The sequence below is a fragment of the Halosimplex marinum genome (genome assembly GCF_051414075.1).
Classification (GTDB): Archaea; Halobacteriota; Halobacteria; order Halobacteriales; family Haloarculaceae; genus Halosimplex; species Halosimplex marinum.
Genome location: NZ_JBLKNY010000003.1, coordinates 1258854 through 1277179 on the forward strand (window position 1 = coordinate 1258854; position 18326 = coordinate 1277179).

18 protein-coding genes are annotated in these 18326 nt (G+C 70.3%); 5 read left to right on the top strand and 13 right to left on the bottom strand.

The genetic code is table 11. The features are described 5' to 3' along the window. Nucleotides 1–103 precede the first annotated feature (103 nt). Nucleotides 104–283, top strand: a complete 180-nt coding sequence (locus ACMGFI_RS07345) for a hypothetical protein (protein WP_436908520.1) — start codon at nucleotides 104–106, stop codon at nucleotides 281–283. Nucleotides 284–329: 46 nt separating this feature from the next. Continuing rightward, nucleotides 330–728: a hypothetical protein gene (locus ACMGFI_RS07350; RefSeq protein WP_436908522.1), complete on the top strand. Its 399-nt coding sequence runs from the start codon at nucleotides 330–332 to the stop codon at nucleotides 726–728. A 15-nt stretch (nucleotides 729–743) separates the two neighbouring features. Here ACMGFI_RS07350 and ACMGFI_RS07355 read toward each other — a convergent pair whose 3' ends face one another. The 6 genes from ACMGFI_RS07355 to ACMGFI_RS07380 form a co-directional block, all read right to left on the bottom strand. Then, nucleotides 744–1586 (bottom strand): polyprenyl synthetase family protein, encoded by an 843-nt coding sequence (locus tag ACMGFI_RS07355; protein ID WP_436908523.1) that lies wholly within the window; start codon nucleotides 1584–1586, stop codon nucleotides 744–746. An 86-nt stretch (nucleotides 1587–1672) separates the two neighbouring features. Beyond that, nucleotides 1673–3079: a hypothetical protein gene (locus tag ACMGFI_RS07360; RefSeq protein WP_436908525.1), complete on the bottom strand. Its 1407-nt coding sequence runs from the start codon at nucleotides 3077–3079 to the stop codon at nucleotides 1673–1675. A gap of 140 nt (nucleotides 3080–3219) precedes the next feature. Further along, nucleotides 3220–4410, bottom strand: coding sequence for a mandelate racemase/muconate lactonizing enzyme family protein (locus tag ACMGFI_RS07365; RefSeq protein ID WP_436908526.1), 1191 nt, complete (start codon nucleotides 4408–4410; stop codon nucleotides 3220–3222). Between the two features lie 167 nt (nucleotides 4411–4577). Next, nucleotides 4578–5531 carry an electron transfer flavoprotein subunit alpha/FixB family protein gene (locus ACMGFI_RS07370; RefSeq protein ID WP_436908527.1) on the bottom strand — a complete coding sequence of 318 codons (954 nt, stop codon included), beginning with the start codon at nucleotides 5529–5531 and terminating at the stop codon, nucleotides 4578–4580. Continuing rightward, complete coding sequence (locus ACMGFI_RS07375) at nucleotides 5528–6364, bottom strand: electron transfer flavoprotein subunit beta/FixA family protein (RefSeq protein WP_436908528.1); 837 nt, start codon at nucleotides 6362–6364, stop codon at nucleotides 5528–5530. Before ACMGFI_RS07375 ends, ACMGFI_RS07370 begins: the two co-directional genes overlap by 4 nt. A gap of 102 nt (nucleotides 6365–6466) precedes the next feature. Further along, entirely contained in the window at nucleotides 6467–7837 is a 1371-nt protein-coding gene (locus ACMGFI_RS07380) for a helix-turn-helix transcriptional regulator (protein ID WP_436908529.1), read from the bottom strand. Nucleotides 7838–7981: 144 nt separating this feature from the next. On the opposite strand from ACMGFI_RS07380, the gene ACMGFI_RS07385 reads away from it, so the two are divergent. Then, nucleotides 7982–9283: a DUF7096 domain-containing protein gene (locus ACMGFI_RS07385; protein WP_436908530.1), complete on the top strand. Its 1302-nt coding sequence runs from the start codon at nucleotides 7982–7984 to the stop codon at nucleotides 9281–9283. Between the two features lie 42 nt (nucleotides 9284–9325). On the opposite strand, the gene ACMGFI_RS07390 is transcribed toward ACMGFI_RS07385, so the two are convergent. After that, the gene (locus tag ACMGFI_RS07390) at nucleotides 9326–9943 is read right to left on the bottom strand and encodes a methyltransferase domain-containing protein (RefSeq protein WP_436908532.1); all 618 of its coding nucleotides are present in this window, start codon (nucleotides 9941–9943) and stop codon (nucleotides 9326–9328) included. 213 nt (nucleotides 9944–10156) lie between these two features. Between ACMGFI_RS07390 and ahaH the strand changes: the two genes are divergently transcribed. Continuing rightward, nucleotides 10157–10489 (top strand): ATP synthase archaeal subunit H, encoded by a 333-nt coding sequence (ahaH, locus tag ACMGFI_RS07395; protein ID WP_436908533.1) that lies wholly within the window; start codon nucleotides 10157–10159, stop codon nucleotides 10487–10489. Then, nucleotides 10476–12749, top strand: coding sequence for a V-type ATP synthase subunit I (locus ACMGFI_RS07400; RefSeq protein ID WP_436908534.1), 2274 nt, complete (start codon nucleotides 10476–10478; stop codon nucleotides 12747–12749). Before ahaH ends, ACMGFI_RS07400 begins: the two co-directional genes overlap by 14 nt. A gap of 153 nt (nucleotides 12750–12902) precedes the next feature. Here ACMGFI_RS07400 and ACMGFI_RS07405 read toward each other — a convergent pair whose 3' ends face one another. Genes ACMGFI_RS07405 through ACMGFI_RS07430 form a run of 6 tightly spaced genes read right to left on the bottom strand, consistent with a single transcriptional unit; the run spans nucleotide 12903 to nucleotide 18287 of the window. After that, a complete protein-coding gene (locus ACMGFI_RS07405) occupies nucleotides 12903–13649 on the bottom strand; it encodes a hypothetical protein (RefSeq protein WP_436908535.1) in 747 nt (248 codons plus the stop codon). After that, nucleotides 13646–15511 carry a zinc-ribbon domain-containing protein gene (locus ACMGFI_RS07410; protein WP_436908536.1) on the bottom strand — a complete coding sequence of 622 codons (1866 nt, stop codon included), beginning with the start codon at nucleotides 15509–15511 and terminating at the stop codon, nucleotides 13646–13648. Before ACMGFI_RS07410 ends, ACMGFI_RS07405 begins: the two co-directional genes overlap by 4 nt. Before the next feature lie 31 nt (nucleotides 15512–15542). Beyond that, entirely contained in the window at nucleotides 15543–16070 is a 528-nt protein-coding gene (locus ACMGFI_RS07415) for a hypothetical protein (RefSeq protein ID WP_436908537.1), read from the bottom strand. 52 nt (nucleotides 16071–16122) lie between these two features. After that, the gene (locus ACMGFI_RS07420) at nucleotides 16123–17292 is read right to left on the bottom strand and encodes an ATP-binding protein (RefSeq protein WP_436908538.1); all 1170 of its coding nucleotides are present in this window, start codon (nucleotides 17290–17292) and stop codon (nucleotides 16123–16125) included. Between the two features lie 18 nt (nucleotides 17293–17310). Then, complete coding sequence (locus ACMGFI_RS07425; protein ID WP_436908540.1) at nucleotides 17311–17982, bottom strand: hypothetical protein; 672 nt, start codon at nucleotides 17980–17982, stop codon at nucleotides 17311–17313. 50 nt (nucleotides 17983–18032) lie between these two features. Further along, nucleotides 18033–18287: a hypothetical protein gene (locus tag ACMGFI_RS07430; RefSeq protein WP_436908542.1), complete on the bottom strand. Its 255-nt coding sequence runs from the start codon at nucleotides 18285–18287 to the stop codon at nucleotides 18033–18035. Nucleotides 18288–18326 lie beyond the last annotated feature (39 nt).

Sequence of the window (18326 nt, forward strand, 5' to 3'; positions counted from 1 at the left end):
GCTGTCCCCTGCTGTCGAAATACCAGCCAGCGAGCGAGACGGAGGGTCGGAGGGAACACGCCACGAGGCTTATCCCGGTCGGCCACCACGTCCGAACAGACCGATGGGCATCTTCAATCGACTCGGCCGGGAGGTCGAGGAGTTCAAGCAGAGCGCCAAGCAGGCGGCCGAGGAGGGCCGCGACTACCGATGCGAGGCCTGTGACGCGCGCTTCTCCACCGACTACGAGGAGTGTCCCGACTGCGGCGCCGAGGCGGTCGTGGCAGCGACGGACGACGAGTAGCCGACTCGGCGGGACACTTTTGCCGCCGCAGGCTGACGGTCCGCGCGTGTCGTCCGCCGAGGAACTGCGGTCACAGCCCGAGCGGTGGTCGACCCGTCCGGCGCTACTGCTCGCGCTGGGTGTCGTTCTCGTCGTCGCGTTCGCCCGGGCGCAGTTGCTAAACCCGCGTCTCGGGTCGGTAGGGCTCCGTCCCGTTCTCAAGTGGACGCTGGCCGCGAGTGCGGCCTGCCTCGCGCTCGTGTGGGCCGTCGCGCCGCTCAGGGTCCGCGCCGCGGCCGCGCTCGCCGTCGGCCTCTGCGGCTCCGCGGTGACCGTCGTCGGGGTCGTACTCGACCCGTACACGGCCACGGCCGCTGGCTACGCGGTCACCCTCGGAACACTCGCGATACTCCTGGCGGGCGTCCTCGAAACCGCCCGCCGGTTCGACTGGAACCGCTCCCCGTAGCCGCGCGAATCCCGGCTACCGCTCCCGAACCACGACGAACTCGGCCAGATCGCGCAGGTAGTCCATCGCCTTCGAGTCCGCGGCGTCGACGGCGGCGAGCGCGTCCAGCGCCACCTGCGATTGCTCGTGAGCCCTATCGTTCGCTTCCTCGGGGGTCAGGTCGGCCACCTGCACGAGCGACGGCCGCTCCATGGCGGCGTCGTGGCCGGTGGGCTTGCCGAGGTCCTCGGCGTCGGCGGTGGCGTCTAACACGTCGTCGCGCATCTGGAAGGCGACGCCGACGCGCTCGGCGTACTTGCCGAAGTTCTCGACCGTGTAGGCGTCGGCCTCGGCGGCGATCGCACCCAGCTCGGCCGCCGCGCGAAAGAGTGCGCCGGTCTTCCGGCGGGCGAGTTCCATGTACTCCTCCTCGCTGGTCGGCCGGGCGACGAGTTCGGTCGCCTCGCCCTCGCCGAGTTCGACCATCGACTCGGAGACGGCCTGCATGGCGCGCTCGTTCGCGGAGAAGAGGGCGAACGCCTCGCCGAGCAGGCCGTCGCTGGCGATGATGGCGGGGCCGTGGCCGAACGCCGCCCACGCCGAGGGCGTCCCGCGGCGCAGTTCCGACCGGTCGATGATGTCGTCGACGACCAGCGACGCGCTGTGGACGAGTTCGATGCCGACCGCGAACTCCACGGCGGTGTCGACGTCGCCGCCCAGCGCCTCGCAGACCAGCACCGTCACCGTCGGCCGCACCCGCTTGCCCCCCGACAGCACCACGTGGCGAACCTCCTCGCCGAGCTCGTCGGGCTCGACGCCGTCGAGGACCGCCTCCAGCCGCTCCTCGACGCGCTCCCGACGACTCTCCAGGTACTCCATCGCCCCACGCTTGGGAACAGCCCCGCAAGTAGCTGACGAAACCGCCGCTGTGCGCTCGTCGGCTGGCATCCGAGATCCGCCCAGCTCTACGACTCGGCGACGGTCTCGCCCGGTACGTCGGCTGCGCTGGACCCGGTCGCTCGCGCTTCCGAGCGCTCGGCGGCGAGGGCGACGAGCGGACTCGCGGCGATCGCGGCCGCGACGGCGCCGAAGCCCATGGCGAAGAGCACGAGCCCGAACGGGGTGGACGCGAAGGGGACGTAGACGGCGCCCGCCACGAACCAGCCGGTCAGTGCCACGGCGGCGCCGAACAGCACCGGGCGGAGTCCGCCGACGGCCCGGTACGCCGCGAGCGACCGGCCGACGAGCAGCCCCGCGGCGACGGGGAGGTGATAGACGGCCAGCTCGGCCGTCGGGCCGAACCCGACCGGACCGTCGAGCACCGCCTCCAGCCCGGCGTACAGGCCGCCGACGGCGACCAGCGAGGCGACGCCGAGGGCGGCCGCGCCCCGGAGGGACCGGAGCAGCCGCGGCGCGACCGTCCCGGCTCCGCCGGCGACGAGATACACGGCCGCGATACCGACCAGCCAGCGCCCGTTCGGCACCACGGGGACGGCCGCGACCGCGAGCCCGCCGAGCGCGGCGACCTGCTTCGGATGCACGCCCCGGCCGGACGACAGCAGGCCGTCCACTCCCGCGACGACGACGAACAGCAGCCCCGCGAAGACGAACGCCGTCGGCACGACGAAGCTACCGAGGTTGCCGAGCCAGATCGGCGCGGTCGTCAGCGCCGTCGCGCCGGCCACGCGCCAGCCGTCGGTCTCCGAATCGCCGTAGACGACGTAGAGATCCTCGTAGAACACCGGGCCGTGTTCCTGGCCGGGCGACCCGTGCCAGGTGACGCGCCCGCCGTCGACCGCCGGCGTCGCCTCGGGCGGCGCGTACTCCGAGTCGATGGCCGCGGCGGGGTCGTTCAGGACCGTCGCGCCCGACGGCCCGACGAGCGTGAACTCGTCGATGTCGAGGATCCACCCGCCCTGGACCCCGTCGGAGTGGAAGTAGTCCACGACGAGCGTCCCCAGCCGGCGCGTGCCCGCGTCGGAGTCGGTGAACCGGACGGTGACCGACCGGCCCCCGACCGCGACGGACTCGACGGTCAGCGGCCCCTCCTCGTAGACGTGGGGCAGTCCGTGACCCTCCCGGACGGCCGCCCGAGCCACCGACTCGGCGGCGTCCTCCTCGGTGAGCGCGTCGGCGTCCGCCCCGTCGAGCCGGTTGGTCACCGTCCACGTCGCCGACCCGTTCGCGTGGACCCGGACCGTCGCCGTGCTGTTGGTCACGGCCACGTCGTAGCCCCGGTCGGCGGCCACGTCGGCGAAGCTCGACCCGCAGGCCCGACAGACCGGGTCGGGCTGGGGGCTGGCGACCGCACCAGCGGCGGTCACGGCCGCTAGCACCGCCAGCAAGCCGAGGGCGACGAGGCGCCGGGACATATCGGCCCGGTGGCCCACCGGCGGTAAGTATCTTCTGCGCACCACGCGCTGGAGGCGCGGTCGTCGCCCCGCTCGCCGCTCCGCCTGCCGGTCAGCCCTCGTCGAACTCCGCTGAGCGGATCTCAGCGGGCTCGACGAAGCTACGCCTCGTCGAACACTGTCTCGCCGTCGACCGTGTACTCGGCGACGGTGTCCAGATCGACCGTCACGCCCAGCCCAGGCTCGTCGGGTAGTTCGATCCGGCCCTCGTGGAGGATGTCCTCCTCGATCACGTCGTCCCACCACTCGACGTCGCGGGCGTGGTACTCCAGCGCCAGGAAGTTCGAGGCTGCGGCGCCGACGTGGGCGCTGGCCATCGTCCCGACCGGCGAGGCGACGTTGTGCAGCGCCAGCGGGATGTGGTAGGCCTTCGCCATGTTGGCCATCTTCTTCACCTCGTGCATCCCGCCGTTTTTCGGCACGTCCGGGTGGAAGACGTCGACGCCCTGGTCCTCGATCAGCCGCCGGGCGCCCTCGACGCGGTAGACGTTCTCCCCGGCGGCGATCGTCACCGCCGACTCGTCGGCGGCCTTGATCTGCATGTCGTCGTTCTCCGGCGGGACGGTGTCCTCCAGCCACCACACGTCCGTCGGGTCCAGCTGGTCGGCCAGCCGGCGGACGGTGTCGGTCGTCCAGCTCCAGTGGCAGTCGAAGGCCACGTCCGCGCGGTCGCCGATGCGGTCGGTCACCGTCTCGACGATCTCCGCGCGGTACTCGATGGCCCGCCCGTTGAGGTGTTTGTTCCGCGGGTCCTGGACGTGCTTGCCGGGGCTGTCGAGGTCGAACTTGACGGCGTCCCACCCCTCGTCGAGGACCTCCTCGGCCGCGTCGGCGTAGGCCTCCGGGCGGTAGGCGTCCTCGTCGCCGCCCTCCATCGCGTCGTGGAGGTGCTCGCCGGCGTGGACGTCGCAGTACACTCGCACCTCGTCGCGGTGTTTCCCGCCGAGCAGCTGGTGGGCCGGCACCTCCAGCAGCTTGCCGGCCAGGTCGTGCAGCGCGATATCGATACCCGACAGCGCCGTGACGCCGACGCCGTTCATCCCGCCGAGATACGAGGTCCGCTCGTACAGCTCGGTCAGCCGCGCGTCGATGTCGACCGGGTTCTTCCCGACGAGGTACTCCGTCGCGAAGTCGATGTACGCGTCGGCCGCCGGCCCCAGCACGGCCTCGCCGGTGCCCGTCACCCCCGCGTCGGTGTACACCCGGACCAGCGTCCACTCGAAGGTGGTCCCGATCTTCGTCGTCTGTACGTCCGTGATCGATACGTCCCGCGGGTCCGACGGCGTTGTCATGTCTCCCCATCGCGAACCGCGGTATAAAATGGTCCGTATCGAGGAAGCGTCGACCGTCTCTGCCCCCGCCCGCGGTCCGCGGGGCGCCCGAGCCTCCGTCCGGGATCGGCCGCGGCCGCACCGCTAGCGCGGTGAACCGGCGCCTGCGGCGCCTGCGACGCCGGACGCTACCCGCCGAACTGTTCGGTCAGCGCCGGCACCACGTCGAACAGGTCGTCGACGATGCCGTAGTCGGCGATGTCGAAGATGGGCGCGTTGGGGTCCTTGTTGATCGCGATTATCGTGTCCGCGCCCTTCATCCCGGCCACGTGCTGGACGGCCCCGGAGATCCCGACGGCGATGTACACGTCCGGCGTCACCACCTTCCCGCTCTGACCGACCTGGCGATTTTTGGGGAGCCAGCCGTTGTCGACGACGGGGCGGGAGGCCGAGACGGTGGCGTCCAGCGCCTCCGCGAGGTCGAAGATGATGTCGAGGTTGTCCTCCTCCTCGATGCCCCGGCCCACGGAGACGAGCACGTCGGCCTCCGAGATGTCCACGTCGCCGCCCGCCGCCTCCTCGAAGCCCGTCACCGTCGAGCGCACGGCCGACTCGTCGATGCTCACGTCGAACGGCTCGACCGCCGCGTCGCCGCCCTTCGGCGCCTTGGGCCACTCGGCGGGCCGGAGCGTCACGGCCGCGCGGTCGGCGTCGACCGCGACGGTCGTCTCGACCTTCGAGCCGTACATCTCGCGGGTGACGACCAGGTTCCCGTCGACCGCCAGGTCGACGGCGTCGGTCACCAGCGGCAGGCCCAGCCGCTCGGCGACCGCCGGCGCGTAGTCCAGGCCGTTGACGGTGTGGGGGACGAGGAGGTAGTCCGGGTCGAGTTCGCCCGCCAGTTGCTCGACGGCCTGGACGTACACGTCGTGGTTGAACTCCTCGCCGTGGTCGACGGTGTGGACCCGATCGACGCCCTCGCGGACGAGTTTCTCGCCGAACGACTCAACGTCGCCGCCGACGACCGCCAGGTGCAGTTCCGAATCGGTCGCCTCGGCCACCTCGCGGCCGGCACCGGCGAGTTCGTGGCTCACGTCGCGCAGTTCGCCGCGGCGGTGCTCGGCGACGGCCAGCACCGTCATTGACCGACCCCCCGTTCGCGGAGGACGCCGGCGAGTTCACCCGCCGTCTCGTCGGGGCCGCCCTCGAAGACGGTCGCCTCGCCCTCCGACTCGGGCTCGTAGGTGGCCGTCCGCCGCAGCGGCGTCTCCAGCGCCGTCTCGTCGAGGCCCAGGTCCGCGAGGCCCTTCACGTCCAGCGGCTTGTTCTGGGCCTGGCGGATGCCCCGCAGGCTGGCGTAGCGGGGCTCGTTGATCCCCGTCTGGATCGTCAGCACGGCGGGCAGCTCCACGTCGGTCAGCTCCTCGACGCCGCCCTCCAGTTCGCGGTGGACCGAGACGACGCCGCCGTCGGCGTCCAGATCGAGCTGGTTGACCACGGCGGCCCACTCCGTCCCGAGCTTCTCGGCGAGCGTCACCCCCGTGGCGGCGAAGCTGTCGTCGCCGCTCTGGACGCCCGACAGTATCAGGTCGGGCTCCTCCTCGCGGGCGACGGCCGCCAGCAGGTCGGCCTTCGTCTCGGCGTCGAGCAGGTCGCGCTCGGCGATCGCGTCGTCCCAGACCCGGACGGCCCGGTCGGCGCCCTTCGCCAGCGCCTTCCGGACCGTCTCCTCCGAGCGCTCGGGGCCGACCGTGACGGTGACGACCTCCACGTCGTCATCAGGTTCCACCTGATTGCCCGCCGAGCTCTGCTCGGCGCTGTCGCCCGCCTCGGCGATCTGGACCGCCTCCTCGACGGCGTAGTCGTCCCACTCGTTGAGCTCGTAGGTGAGATACCGTTCGTCCACGTCGAGCCCGTCGATCTCGAACTCGTCGTCGACGACCGCCACGTCCGTGACCGTGACGAGGACTTTCATATCCCGACGGTTGGCCCGGTCGGCGGTTAAACGTTTCCGAGGGGCGGACCGTTGTTCGGCGTTTTCGCCGCGAAAACCCGCCTTACCGGGAGAACGGTCGTCCTACTCGGAGTCGAGGTCGGTCACGTCCTCGTCGGGGAACGAGATGAGGTTCTCCCGGCCGATCCGGAGCTTGTCGATCCGGCCCTCCTCGTCCATCGCGGAGAGCAACTGCGACACCTTCGCGTTCGACCAGCCGGTCTCCTGGACGATGGCCGCCTGCTTCATCCGCCCGCCGTTGGCCTCGATCAGCTGTTCGACGCGCTCCTCGTCGCTGAGCAGTTCCTCGTCGATCCCGTCGTCGCCCTCGTCCTCGTCGCCCTCGGCGGTGTCGTCCGCCGCCGCGTCGGCCCCGGCGGCCGCGGCACCGCCCGCCGCGGCGCCCTCGGCGGCCGCGTCGGCCGACGGCGACGCGTCGCCGGAATCGGCGGCCGCCCCGCCGCCCGTGTCGGTCTCGGCCGCCGCGCTCTCGGCGGCCGTCGCGCCGTCGTCGCGGCCGCCCCCTGCGCCGATGAGTCCGCCGAGGCCCTCGTCGTCGCGCCGCATGTACGCGACGAGGACGGCGGCGCTCGCGCCGCCGAGGACGACGACGACCACGAACGGCAGCGCGGCCGCGATCCCGTCGTCGCCGTCCGGTCCGCCGACGGACGTTCCCGGGCCCGTCGTGGGGCCGTCGGGGGACTGTGTCGCCGTCCCGGTGGGCGGTCGGGCGGTCGTGGCCGTCGGCGTCGGGGTCGGCGCGTCGCCGGAGTAGACGATCCACGGGCCCCGCTGGCCGAAGTCCTGGGGCCCCTCCCACCTGGCGGTGCCGGCCGAGAGGTCCGACGCCGCGGCGGGTCCGCTCGTGGGCGCGCTGCTGATGCCGTACCCGCTCGGCGGGACGACGACGAGCGTCTCGCTCGCCGCCAGCGAGGAGAGCCACGGGCCCGAAGTGGTGTTGAACGCGTCGTCGATGGCGAGCCGGTCGCCGCTCGTCTCCCCGAAGTTCGTCCACGTGAACGTGATCCAGACGGCCCCGGTCCCGTTGTGCAGCGCGTGGTGGCGGCCGACGCTCCGGACGGTCATCTCCCGGCCGGTCGCGCGGCTGGCGTTGTCCGCGGCCGCCCTGAACGAGTCCAGCCGCAGCGGGGACTCGCTTTCGTTGAACCGATCCACCAGGTCGCGGAAGGCCGCTCGCTCGTCCGCGGTCGTGATCGAGTCCGAGACGACGGTCTTCACGCGCCAGCGCGCGTCGCCGTCCGGTGCCACGTCGACCCGCATCTCGATCTCCCCCTCGTCGATCGAGCCGTTGTGCGGGGCGGCGCTCGCGTCGAGTGCCCCGGGCTGGGCGGCGGGACTCGCGACCGCGTCGCCTCCGAACGCCGCGGCCGGGGCGACCCCGACCGGGAGGAGGAGAACGACGGCGACGACGACGGCGAACGACCGCGGGGACATACTCGTCTCATTTCGGCCGGAGCGGAAAACGCTTTTCATTAAAACGTCTCCGGCCCTTTTGAAACGTCTCCGGCCCTCTCCACCTCTCGCGGCGATATCGAGAGTAGATGGGTTTTTGTAACCGGCGACGAAAGTGGACACTCGATGGCTTCGAACCGCCCTGTCCTCCTCGCGGTGATCGCTCTCGCCCTCGTCGTCGCCCCGGCGACACAGGCGGTCGCGGCCGGCCCGCTCGGGGCCGGGTCGGCCGCCCTCGCCGGGGACGCGACCCCGTTCGCCGACGACCGGTCCCCGTCGGGGTCGTCCGTCACGGGCGACGACACCGCCGCGCGGGCCGTCGTCGCGGGGGAGAACACGTCCAGCTACCTCGGGATCAACGACGAGTCGGTCGCGGCTACCGGCTACGACCGGGCCGGACTGAACCTCGGGGGCGCGCTCCAGCGCGACGTGGCCGACCTCCGCAACGAGTACGCGTCGCTCACGTTCGTGCAGCGCTACGAGAACACGACCGGCGACCGCGCGCGTGCGGCGTTGCTCCGCGAGGAGGTCGCCGGGCTCGAGGACCGCGTCCAGGACCTCGAGATCCGGCGCAACCGACTCGTCGACGAGTACAACGCCGGCGACGTCGGCACCCGGGAGTACTTCAGGGAACTCGCGGCGATCGACGCCACCGCCCGCGCCGTCGGCGACCGGCTCGCCCGGATCCGGAGCGCGGCCGGGCTGGAGCTGCCTTCGGACCTGGACACGAAGATGACCAACCTCGAAGGGGACCTGCTCACGCTGCGGGGGCCCGTCCGCGGACAGATCGGGGCCGCCATGGCCGGCGAGCGCGCGCCCGTGCCCGTCTACGCCGTCACGTCCCAGACCGGGATCGTCCTCTCGTCGATCGACGGGTCGCAGTTCCACCGCGAGGCCTACCTCGGACAGAACCGCGAACAGGTCGGTCGCGACCGGTTCATCACCGACGAGTCGCCCAACGGCGTCAGAGCCGCGGTCCAGCGGACGACCCAGCTCTACCCCTGGGCGAGCGCCAACACCCGCACGGGTCCGAACGTCCAGGGAATCGGCAACACCACCATCTACTTCGTCCAGATTCGCCACCCACACGGCACGCTGGGCACGTACCTCGACGGCCGGACGGAGTCGCCGTTCCGCGAGTACCAGGTCCAGTCCCTCGAAGACGCCCCCCGGACGGCCACCACCAACGCCAGCGGGGGCGTCGCCCTGACGGTCAACCGCACGCACGCGACCGGACCGATGCAGATCACCGTCACCGACAACCTGACGGCCGAACCGCTGGCCGCCGACGTGACGATCAACGGCGCCGACGTGGGGTCGACCGGCGCCGACGGCGAACTGTGGACGCTCACGCCCAAGCAGGCCGTCCGCATCGAGGTCACGACCAGCGACGGCCGCACCGTCCGCGAGCGATTCTTCGCGCGCTGAGGCCGCCGGACCCGCGCCCGTCGGAAAGCGCTCGCGACCTCGCTACTCCGGAACCTCGGCGACGGTCGTGATCGCCACCTCGGGGCTGTACGAGGGTCCCATCGTCACGTGGCGGAACTGCTCGAAGCCGGCCTCGCGGAACATCCGGTCGGCCTCCTCGGCGCCGTAGAACAGCATGAACGCGTCGGCGAGCTTCCGGAAGACGGTGTTGGAGGGGTAGTTCGGGCCGACGATGAGGACCTGTCCGCCCGGTTTCGCGATCCGGCGACACTCCGCCAGCGCGGCGACGGGGTCGGGCCAGTACTCGATCGATCCCGACGACCACACCACGTCGAAGGTGTCGTCCTTGAACGGCAGGCGCTCGGCGTCGCCGCGGTAGAAACTGACGGGGTCGCGCTTGCCGAGTTTCGCCCAGGCCTTCTCCATCTGGTGGACGCTCTGGTCCAGGCCGTGGACGTCGTCGGTGTGTTCGAGGATGCCCTCGGTGGCGAAGCCGGTGCCACAGCCCACGTCGAGCACGCGGTCGTCGGGACCGATGTCCAGCAGTCCCAGCGCCTCCGTCCGCATCTCCTCGGTCCAGATGAACGGGTTGACCTGGTCGTACACCTTCGAGAGGTACTTGTAGAAGATCCGGGCGCGCGTCTTGTCCTGGACGGCCATTGGCGGGGGTTGGACCCAGATCGGCATAGTTCCCCCGTTTTCCGACGCCTCGCGGGCGGGTGCCGGTCGAGGCGGCCGCGGGATCGCCGTCCCGTGGGCTGTCGGCGCCGTCGGCGTCCCGCCGTAGCCGGCTGAGCCAGTTTCGCGGCCCTCGACCGGGGACACTTCGCAACTACCAAATAGGCCCTGAACGGATCTCCCCACGATTAGCAAATGCCAAGGCCAGAGGTTCTCGACCGAGTCAAAGACGCCGAACGGGAGGCGGACGAGATCGTCGCCGAGGCCGAGGAGGACGCCGAGGAGACGGTCGCCGAGGCCCGCGAGGAGGCCGAGGAGATCCGCGAGAACGCCCGCGAAGAGGCCGACGCCGAGGCCGAGGAGCGCCTCGAAGCGGCGCGCGAGGAGATCGAGGCCGAGCGCGAACGCATCCTCGAGGAGGGTGCCGAGGAGCGTGAGGCGCTCGAGGCGCGCGCCGAGGAACGCCGGGAGGAGGTCGTCGAGTACGTGGTGACACAGTTCGAGGAGGCGGTGCATGCTCAGACCTAAGCGAATGAGCAAGCTGTCCGTGACGGGCTCGAAGGCCGTCATGGACGACGTCATCGAGACGGTCCACGACCTGCACCTGGTCCACTTCACCGACTACGACGGCCGCTGGGAGGGCTTCGACAACGGCGACCCGATGGAGGGCGGCGACGAGGCCTCCGAGATGCTCGTCACCGTTCGCTCGCTCAAGAGCATCCTCGGCGTCGAGCCCGAGGACGCCGGCCCCAGCCGGATCGTCACCGACGAGACCCTCGAGACGGAGCTCGAGGAGGTCCGCGTCGAGGCCAACGAGCTCGACGACGAGCGGACCGACCTGGAGAGCGAGCTCCGCGAGGTCGAGGAGGAGCTCGACGCGATGGACCCGTTCGCGACGCTGGGCATCGACCTCGACCTCCTGTGGGGCTACGACTCGCTGTCCGTCGCGGTCGGCGAGGGGGACGCCGACAGCGTCGAGCGGGCGCTGGCCGACCTCGACGCGGCGACGGAGACGTTCGCCGAGGGCGGCGTCGTCGCCGCCTTCGCGCACACCGACGAGGACGCCCTCCAGAGCGCGCTCGTCGAGGCCGACTTCACCGCCGTCGAGGTGCCCCGCGAGGAGGGCGACCCCCAGGACGTGCTCGCCGAGCTCGAACACCGCAAGCAGCAACTGGAGTCGAAGCTCGACACGGTCGAAGACCGGCTCGAGGACCTGCGCTACGACGTGGCGGGGTTCCTGCTGGCCGCCGAGGAGAAGCTCGCGATCCGCGCCCGGAAGGCGGAGGCGCCGCTCTCCTTCGCGACGACGGACAACGCCTTCGTCGCGGAGGGGTGGATCCCGACCGAGCGCGTCGAGGAGTTCCGGATCGCCCTCGACGACGCCGTCGGCGACCACGTCGACGTCGAGGAGCTTGAGGTCGCCGAGTACGACCGCCACGGCCACGCCGCGACGACCGAGGGGGTCGACCACACGCCCGAGAAGACCGGCGCCGGCACCGGCGGCGTCGAGGAGGAGCGGGCGGCCGCCGAGACGATCGGCGACGACGACGAGGAGGCCGAACCCCAGGAGGCCCGCGCCGACGGCGGGACGGTCACGATGCGTGACGACGACGACCCGCCCGTCATCCAGGACAACGGGGTGAGCCAGCCGTTCGAACTGCTGACCCAGGCCGTCGGCCGCCCCAACTACTCGGAGTTCGACCCGACGGTCATCCTCTTCCTGACCTTCCCGCTGATGTTCGGGTTCATCATCGGCGACGTCGGGTACGGGCTGATCTACACCGGGATCGGCTACTACATGGTCCGGAACTTCGACTCCGAGGCGTTCAAGAACTTCGGCGTCATCACCGCGATCTGCGGCGTCTCGACGGCGATATTCGGCTTCCTCTACGGCGAGATATTCGGCCTGCATCTGGTCGCCTCGCAGTTCTGGGACGGCGTCGTCGGGCTGAACCACGCGCCCATCGAGAAGGGCCTCTCGCCGGCGACGAGCTACTGGGCCAACACCTGGTTCCTCGTCACCGCCCTGTTCGGCCTGCTGCATCTCAACACGGCGTACGTCCTGGAGTTCGTCGAGAACGTGAGCCTCCACGGCGTCAAGGAGGCCGTCCTCGAGACGGGGTCGTGGATACTGGCGCTGAACGGGCTGTGGATCTTCATCTTCAGCCGCCTGTTCAACGGCGCCAAGCCCGACCTGCTGTTCGAGACGTTCGACGAGGGACACGCGGCGGCCTTCGAACTGGGCTTCGCCGGGTTCCCCGCCGAGATCGGCTGGGTCGGCCTCGGCATGGTCGGCCTGGGCATGGCCCTGCTGGCCGTCGGGCCGGTCCACGAACTCATCGAGATCCACGTCGTGCTGGCCCACACGCTGTCGTACCTGCGGATCGCCGCGGTGCTGCTGGCGAAGGCCGGGATGGCCTTCGCGGTGAACCTCCTGTTCTGGGGGGCCTACGCCAGCCCGACCGAGCACGGCGCCGCGTGGCACTTTGGCCTCACCGGTATGCCGGCCGACCCGGCCGAGACGACCGGCACGGTCATGTTCCACGGCTACGAGGTCTCGCAGATCCTCTTCCCCGGGATGGTCCACATGGGTCCGGCGATGACCGTCTTCGGCGTCTTCGTCCTGATCGCCGGGAACCTCGTCGTGCTACTCCTCGGCGTGACCTCCTCGGGCATCCAGTCGATCCGCCTGGAGTTCTTCGAGTTCTTCGAGAAGTTCTACGAGGGCAACGGCACGCCCTACGAGCCGTTCGGGACCGAGCGGACCTACACCGCCGACGACAGTTAGGCCGTTCGGCTCTCTTCCTGACTTCCGCCTTCGCACCTCCCGTCCGGAACCGTTTCCGCTGTCGACCGCTCGGAGACGTCACTGACCGATAGATCGTCAGGCTACCGCTACCGGCTGTCACGGCGGATCACCCGGTGCTCGCGGCTTTCCCGGTCAGTGGCGTCGGTACAGCTGTTTCGCCCGCTCGGCGATCCGGTCGACCCGCTCGCGCCGCTGGTCGTCCAGTTCGTCACCGGTCGGGGCGACGTCGAGCTGCTCGACCAGCGCGTCGATGTCGTCCCGCACCGTCCCGTACGCGTCGTCGTCGACCGGGTGGTTCGCGACGAAATCCCGGAGCTCGACGGCGCGTCGCCGGCACGACTCGGGCGAGTCGCCGGCCGCGCGCTGGAGGTGCTCGGCCAGCGACACCGCGAGGTATCCCGAGTCGTCGCCGCTCACGTCGCCGTCCCGCGTCTCGATGTCGGTGAGTCGCCGCCGTGCCCTGTCCCGGAGGTCTTCGCTCGTCGCCTCCGCCGAGAGGTCCGACAGCGTCTCCGTGATGGGTTCGACGTGGTCGGTCGGGGCGTCCCGGGCCACGCGCCGGAGCGTGTCGACGGCCGCCAGCCGTTCGTCCGTGAACTTGCCGTCCCGGGCCAGCCGGCAGAACGCCGGTACCACGACGGGGGCGGCGGTCTCGGGGTCCGCCTCGAAGCAGTCGAGCAGCTTCTCGCGCGCGAGCTCCCGCTCGGCCGAACCGGTGGCGTCGAGCCCGACCTCCCGCAGCGTCTCGAGGACCTCGCGTTTCCCCTCCTCGCTCGCGGACGGGAACGACCGGGCGAGCTCCTCGACCGCCGCCTCGCGGTCCCGCGAGTACGGGGAGTCGAGCGCCGTCTCGCGGTGCGTCGCTATCGACTCGTTCATAGCTGGGTCCCGCAGTCGGTACAGAACTGCTGTCCGGCCGGGAGATCCGACCCGCACTCGGGGCAGGCGACGACGTCGTCCGGCCGGCCGCGGTCGCCGCCGCGCCGCCGGTCGTCGTCCTGACCGCCGCCGCGCCGCCCGTCGTCGCCCTGACCGCCGTCGCCCTGGCCGCTCCCGCCCTGAACGATGGTGGTGTCGCCGCCGTCGCTGGCGCCGCTGTCGGGGACGATGACGTTGTCGGAGGTGTCCTCGGCGGCGGCCTCGGCGGTGTCCCCCATGTTGTCCATGGCCGATTCGGTGGTGTCCTGAACCCGGTCCATCGACTCGTCCATCATCTCCCGCATCTCCTCGCGGAACTCCTTCTGGTCCTCGACGCGTTCGCGCTCCGCTTCGGCCTTGTTGGCTTCCTGGCGCGCCTTCGCGAGCTCGTCGCTGTCCTGGGCGCCCAGCGAGTCGAGCTGGTCGGCGCTCAGGTCCTCGGCCTTGTCCATCTTCGCGAGGTCGGTCATGTCCCCGTCGGTCTCGTCCATGCTCGCGAGCGTCTGGGCGTCGACCTCGTCGCGGGCGTCGAGGCGCTCTTTCTCTATCTCGACGTCGTGTTCGTCCCGACGCATCTCGATGTCCTGCTCGCGCTCCTCGACGTCGAGACCGTCCATGTCCTTGCGTTTCTTGATGTCCATCAGGTCCTCCATCTCGGACATGTCCTGGTCGTGCTCTATCTCGCGGCGCTCGACCTCGCTCTCGGTCCGGACGGTCTCTTTCCCCTCCTGGTGTTCGACGTTCTCGCGCTCGGCCCGGTGGCGGTGCCGGCGCTGCATATCGTCCCGTTCGTGGTCGTGTTCGATCTCCTGGGTCTCGAGTTCGTGGTCGGCGGTCTGTTCGGCGGACTCGCGGCGGACCCGCTGGCGCTGGCCGTGGACCTCGCGCTCGGTCTCGCGCTCCGTGTCCTGTTTCTCGACCTCCAGCCGTTCGTCGTCGACGTCGGCCCGCTCGCGCTCGATGGCGACCTCCGTGCGCTCGCTCCGGACCTCGTCGAGGTCGTCGACGTAGTCGAACGACAGCAGTTCGACGAGCTCGAGCCCGTTGCGTTCGAGCGTCCGCCGGAGCCGGTGTTCGATGTCCTGCTGCAGGTCCCGTTTCAGCTCCCGGTTCCCGTAGAGGTCGTCGCGCTCGTACTGGTTGACCGTGGCCTCGAGCTCGTCGCGGATCGCGTCGCCGAGCATCCGGTCGAACGTCTCGCTCGTGACCGCGTCGCGGTCGCTCATGGCCTCGGCGAAGAACAGCTGTGGGTCCGCCACTCCGACCACGAGGTCGACCGTGACGTCGACCAGGAAGTCCGTCGCAGTCCGGAGGTCCGTGACGCCGATGGAGACGGTCGTCGTCCCCTCCTCGACGACGAACACCGCGAGGTCCTGCCCGCGACGGAGGTCGGCGATCTTCTTGCCGAGCGAGTCGAGCGTGTGTTTCCCGGGGCCGAGCGTCGTCTTCAGCTCCCCGTTCTCCAGCAGGAGGGCCTGGTTACCGGTCTCGACTTTCACCTGTCGCTTCTGCCGGAGCCGGTCGAGCAGCCCGTCGCCGCCGAGCGCGTCGCCGCTGACCCGGCGCGCGAACTCGTGGTCGCGCAGTCGCAACACGCCGTCCGAGTCGGTCTTCGCGGCGTCGGCGCCGCCGCCGGTCAGCGAGCTACCGCACTCCGGACAGAAGTCCGCTTCGGCGACGGTACTGGCCCCGCAGCTCGGGCAGACCTCGTCGAGGGCCGTCCCGCAGTCCCCGCAGAAGTTCGCGCCGTCGGGGACGGTCGCCCCGCAGCTCGGACAGGTCACGGCGACCACCCCGTCGCTCGTCGTCGGGCGGTCGAACACTGTACACCGGTCGAACGCGCGGTCTGTGCCGTCATGCTTCGAGTCCCTCCATGTGGTCCCGGCGCCGCGTGAACGCCCTGTCGAGGTCGGCGACCGCCGCTTCGCACTCCCGAAGCCGCGACGCGACGGCGCCGCCGGCCTCGGCGACTTCGGCCCGGAGGTCGTCGGTCGCGTCGTCGACGCGCTCCAGTTCGGCCACCAGCGACGCGTCGTGCTCGACCAGCGCGACGAGGCTCTCCTCTTCCTCGACCGCCAGGTCGCGCACCGACCCGCCTCCGGTCGGCGCCGTCGCGGCACGCTGTCGAACGCGCTCGACGTCCGCCTTCAGGTCGTCGACGGCGGCGACGAGGTCGCGCTCACCCCGCCGGTAGAGCCGCTCGGAAACGTCGTCGAGCGAGCCCTTCGTCTCGCCCAGGTCGCGCCGGATCTTGTCCCGGAGCTTCCGGTCGGTTTCGACGCTCGCCTCCCGGACTCGGTAGTCGTACCCCGGGACCGTCTCCCGGAGGAGCGCCGCCTTCGCCGAGAGGTCGCCATCGTCGATGTCGTCCAGCAGCGTCATGCGTCCGGTTCCGTGTATGTCTCGTGTTCTGTCACATAAATTCTGGGACGGGTCACCCCTCCCAGTCGGTCAGGCTCGACTCCGTCTGTTCGACGGCCGTCCGCAGGTGCGACTGGCGAACCGGCTGGATGTCGCCGCTCTCGCGGGCCTCCGTGAGCGCCTGACGGGCCGCGTTGGCCGCGATCAGTTCCATGTCGCTCGCCGAGTACCCCTCGGTCAGTCCCTCGATGACGTCCCAGTCGATCTCCTCGGTCAACACGGGGCGGTCGCGCAGGTGGACCCGGAGGATGGCGATGCGAGCCGTCCCGTCGGGCGGGGGGACCTCGATGCGCTCGTCGAACCGGCCCGACCGCCGGACCGCGTCGTCGACGGACTCGAGGAGGTTCGTCGCGCCGAAGACGACGACGTCCTCGCCCTGGATCTCGCTCAGTTCGGTGAGGAGCTGGTTGACCATCTGCCGTTCGCTCTGGGACTTTCGGGCGCCCCCCGAGCGGTCGGCGGCGATGGCGTCGATCTCGTCGATAAACACCAGGCAGGGCTGGTTGTCGCGAGCGACCGCGAACAGGTCCGCAACGTTGTCGGCCGCTTCGCCGACGAGCGAGGACGTCAGCTGTGAGGGCGTGACGTCGACGAAGTTGTACCCCAGCTTTCCCGCGAGCGCCCGGGTGATGTACGTCTTGCCCGTGCCGGGCGGACCGTAGAGTAACACCCCGTTGACGACGCCGAGGTCGTACTCCTCGTAGAGCTGGGGCCGTTCGAGCGGGTCGACGACCTTCTCGACGAGCGTCCGCTTGAGCTCCGCCATCCCGCCGACGTCGTCGAAATCGAGGTCCGGCGGCTCCTCGAGATAGGCGCTCGCGTCGACCGCGTCGTCGTCCGCTCGTCCGTCCGGCACCCCCTCCTCGGCGGTGACGGCGGCGCCGGACTCCGGGCGGTCACCGCCGGTCGGGGCGTCGGCACCGGAAGGCGGCGCGTCGCCGGACGCCGCGCGCGCCGAGAGCGCTTCGGCGGCCTCCCGGAGGTTGCCCGCGAGGCGCCGCCGCTCGGTCGCGACCCGCTCGCTGTCCTCCAGCGAGGCCATCTCCTCGAGGAGGTCGGCGCACTGCTCGTAGTAGTCGGCCGCCTCGCCCGCGTTGTCACGCTCGCGGGCCTTCTCTGCGAGTTCGCGGTACCGGTCGTAGTCGTCTTTCAGGATCTCCCTGTGAGTGTCGTCTCCCAACATCAGTCACCGGGCACCGGCTCAGAGGTCCTCGATCGACACTTCTTCCGTCTCGATGTCTCCCAGGTCCTCCTCGATCTCGACGTCGCGCTCGACGCTGATCTGGGACTCGGCCTCGATGTCTATCTGGTCGGTCGACATCTCCGAGGCCCGGATCTCGGCCATGAGGTCCTCCTCCTCGCTGACGTCCATCTCGAGGTCGTCCTCCATCATCGGGATGTCCAGCGCATCCTGGATCTCCTGCATGTCCTCCATCTCGATGCCGAAGGCCGCCATTCGCTCCATGACTTCGCTCTGGATCTCCTGGGCGTCGGCCTCGTCCATCGCCTCGTCGAGGGCGATGTCCTCGCCGTCGTGCATGTCCATGATGTCGCGCATCCCCTGGATGCTGAGGACGGTCCCCAGTTTGATGCTGTTGGCCCGGAACTTCTTCTTCTTGATGGCGTACTTCTTCTTCTCGAACTTGGCCTTCTGGGCGAACTTCTTGCGCTTGAGTTCGCCGACCTCCGCGCCTTCCTGGAGGAGTTTCTTGTACTTGCGCCGGTGTTTGTCCATCTCCTTCTCGAGTTTCTTCGAGCGGTGTTCGAGCTTGGAGATGTCCTTCCGGAGTTCCTTGTCGCTGTACGCGCTCTCGTCGAGCAGCGTCTCGCCCGTGCCGTTGTACCGTTCCCGGATCCAGCTTCGTAGTTCCATGGTCGTGTAGATGTTACCGCGTAGTTATTATGGTTTGGACCGTTTCGATGCTACTCCAGCTCCGGCCTGACCACCGAGAGCGCGCCGACGAGCCCGAGCGCCGCGCCGACGCCCGCCACGACGACGAGCAGCCGTTTCTCGTGGAAGGTCAGATCGAACAGCCGCGCCCCGACCGTCGCCTCCGCGTACACGACCGCCCCGCCCAACAGCAGGCCGCCGACCGACCCGTACGCGACCCGTCGCTCCATCAACCGGTAGCCGACGAGTACCAGCCCGACGCCGACGGCGACGTTCGCCGCAGCCACTACGCCTATCGCCCAGAGTTCGAGCGTCATCTGTCTTTC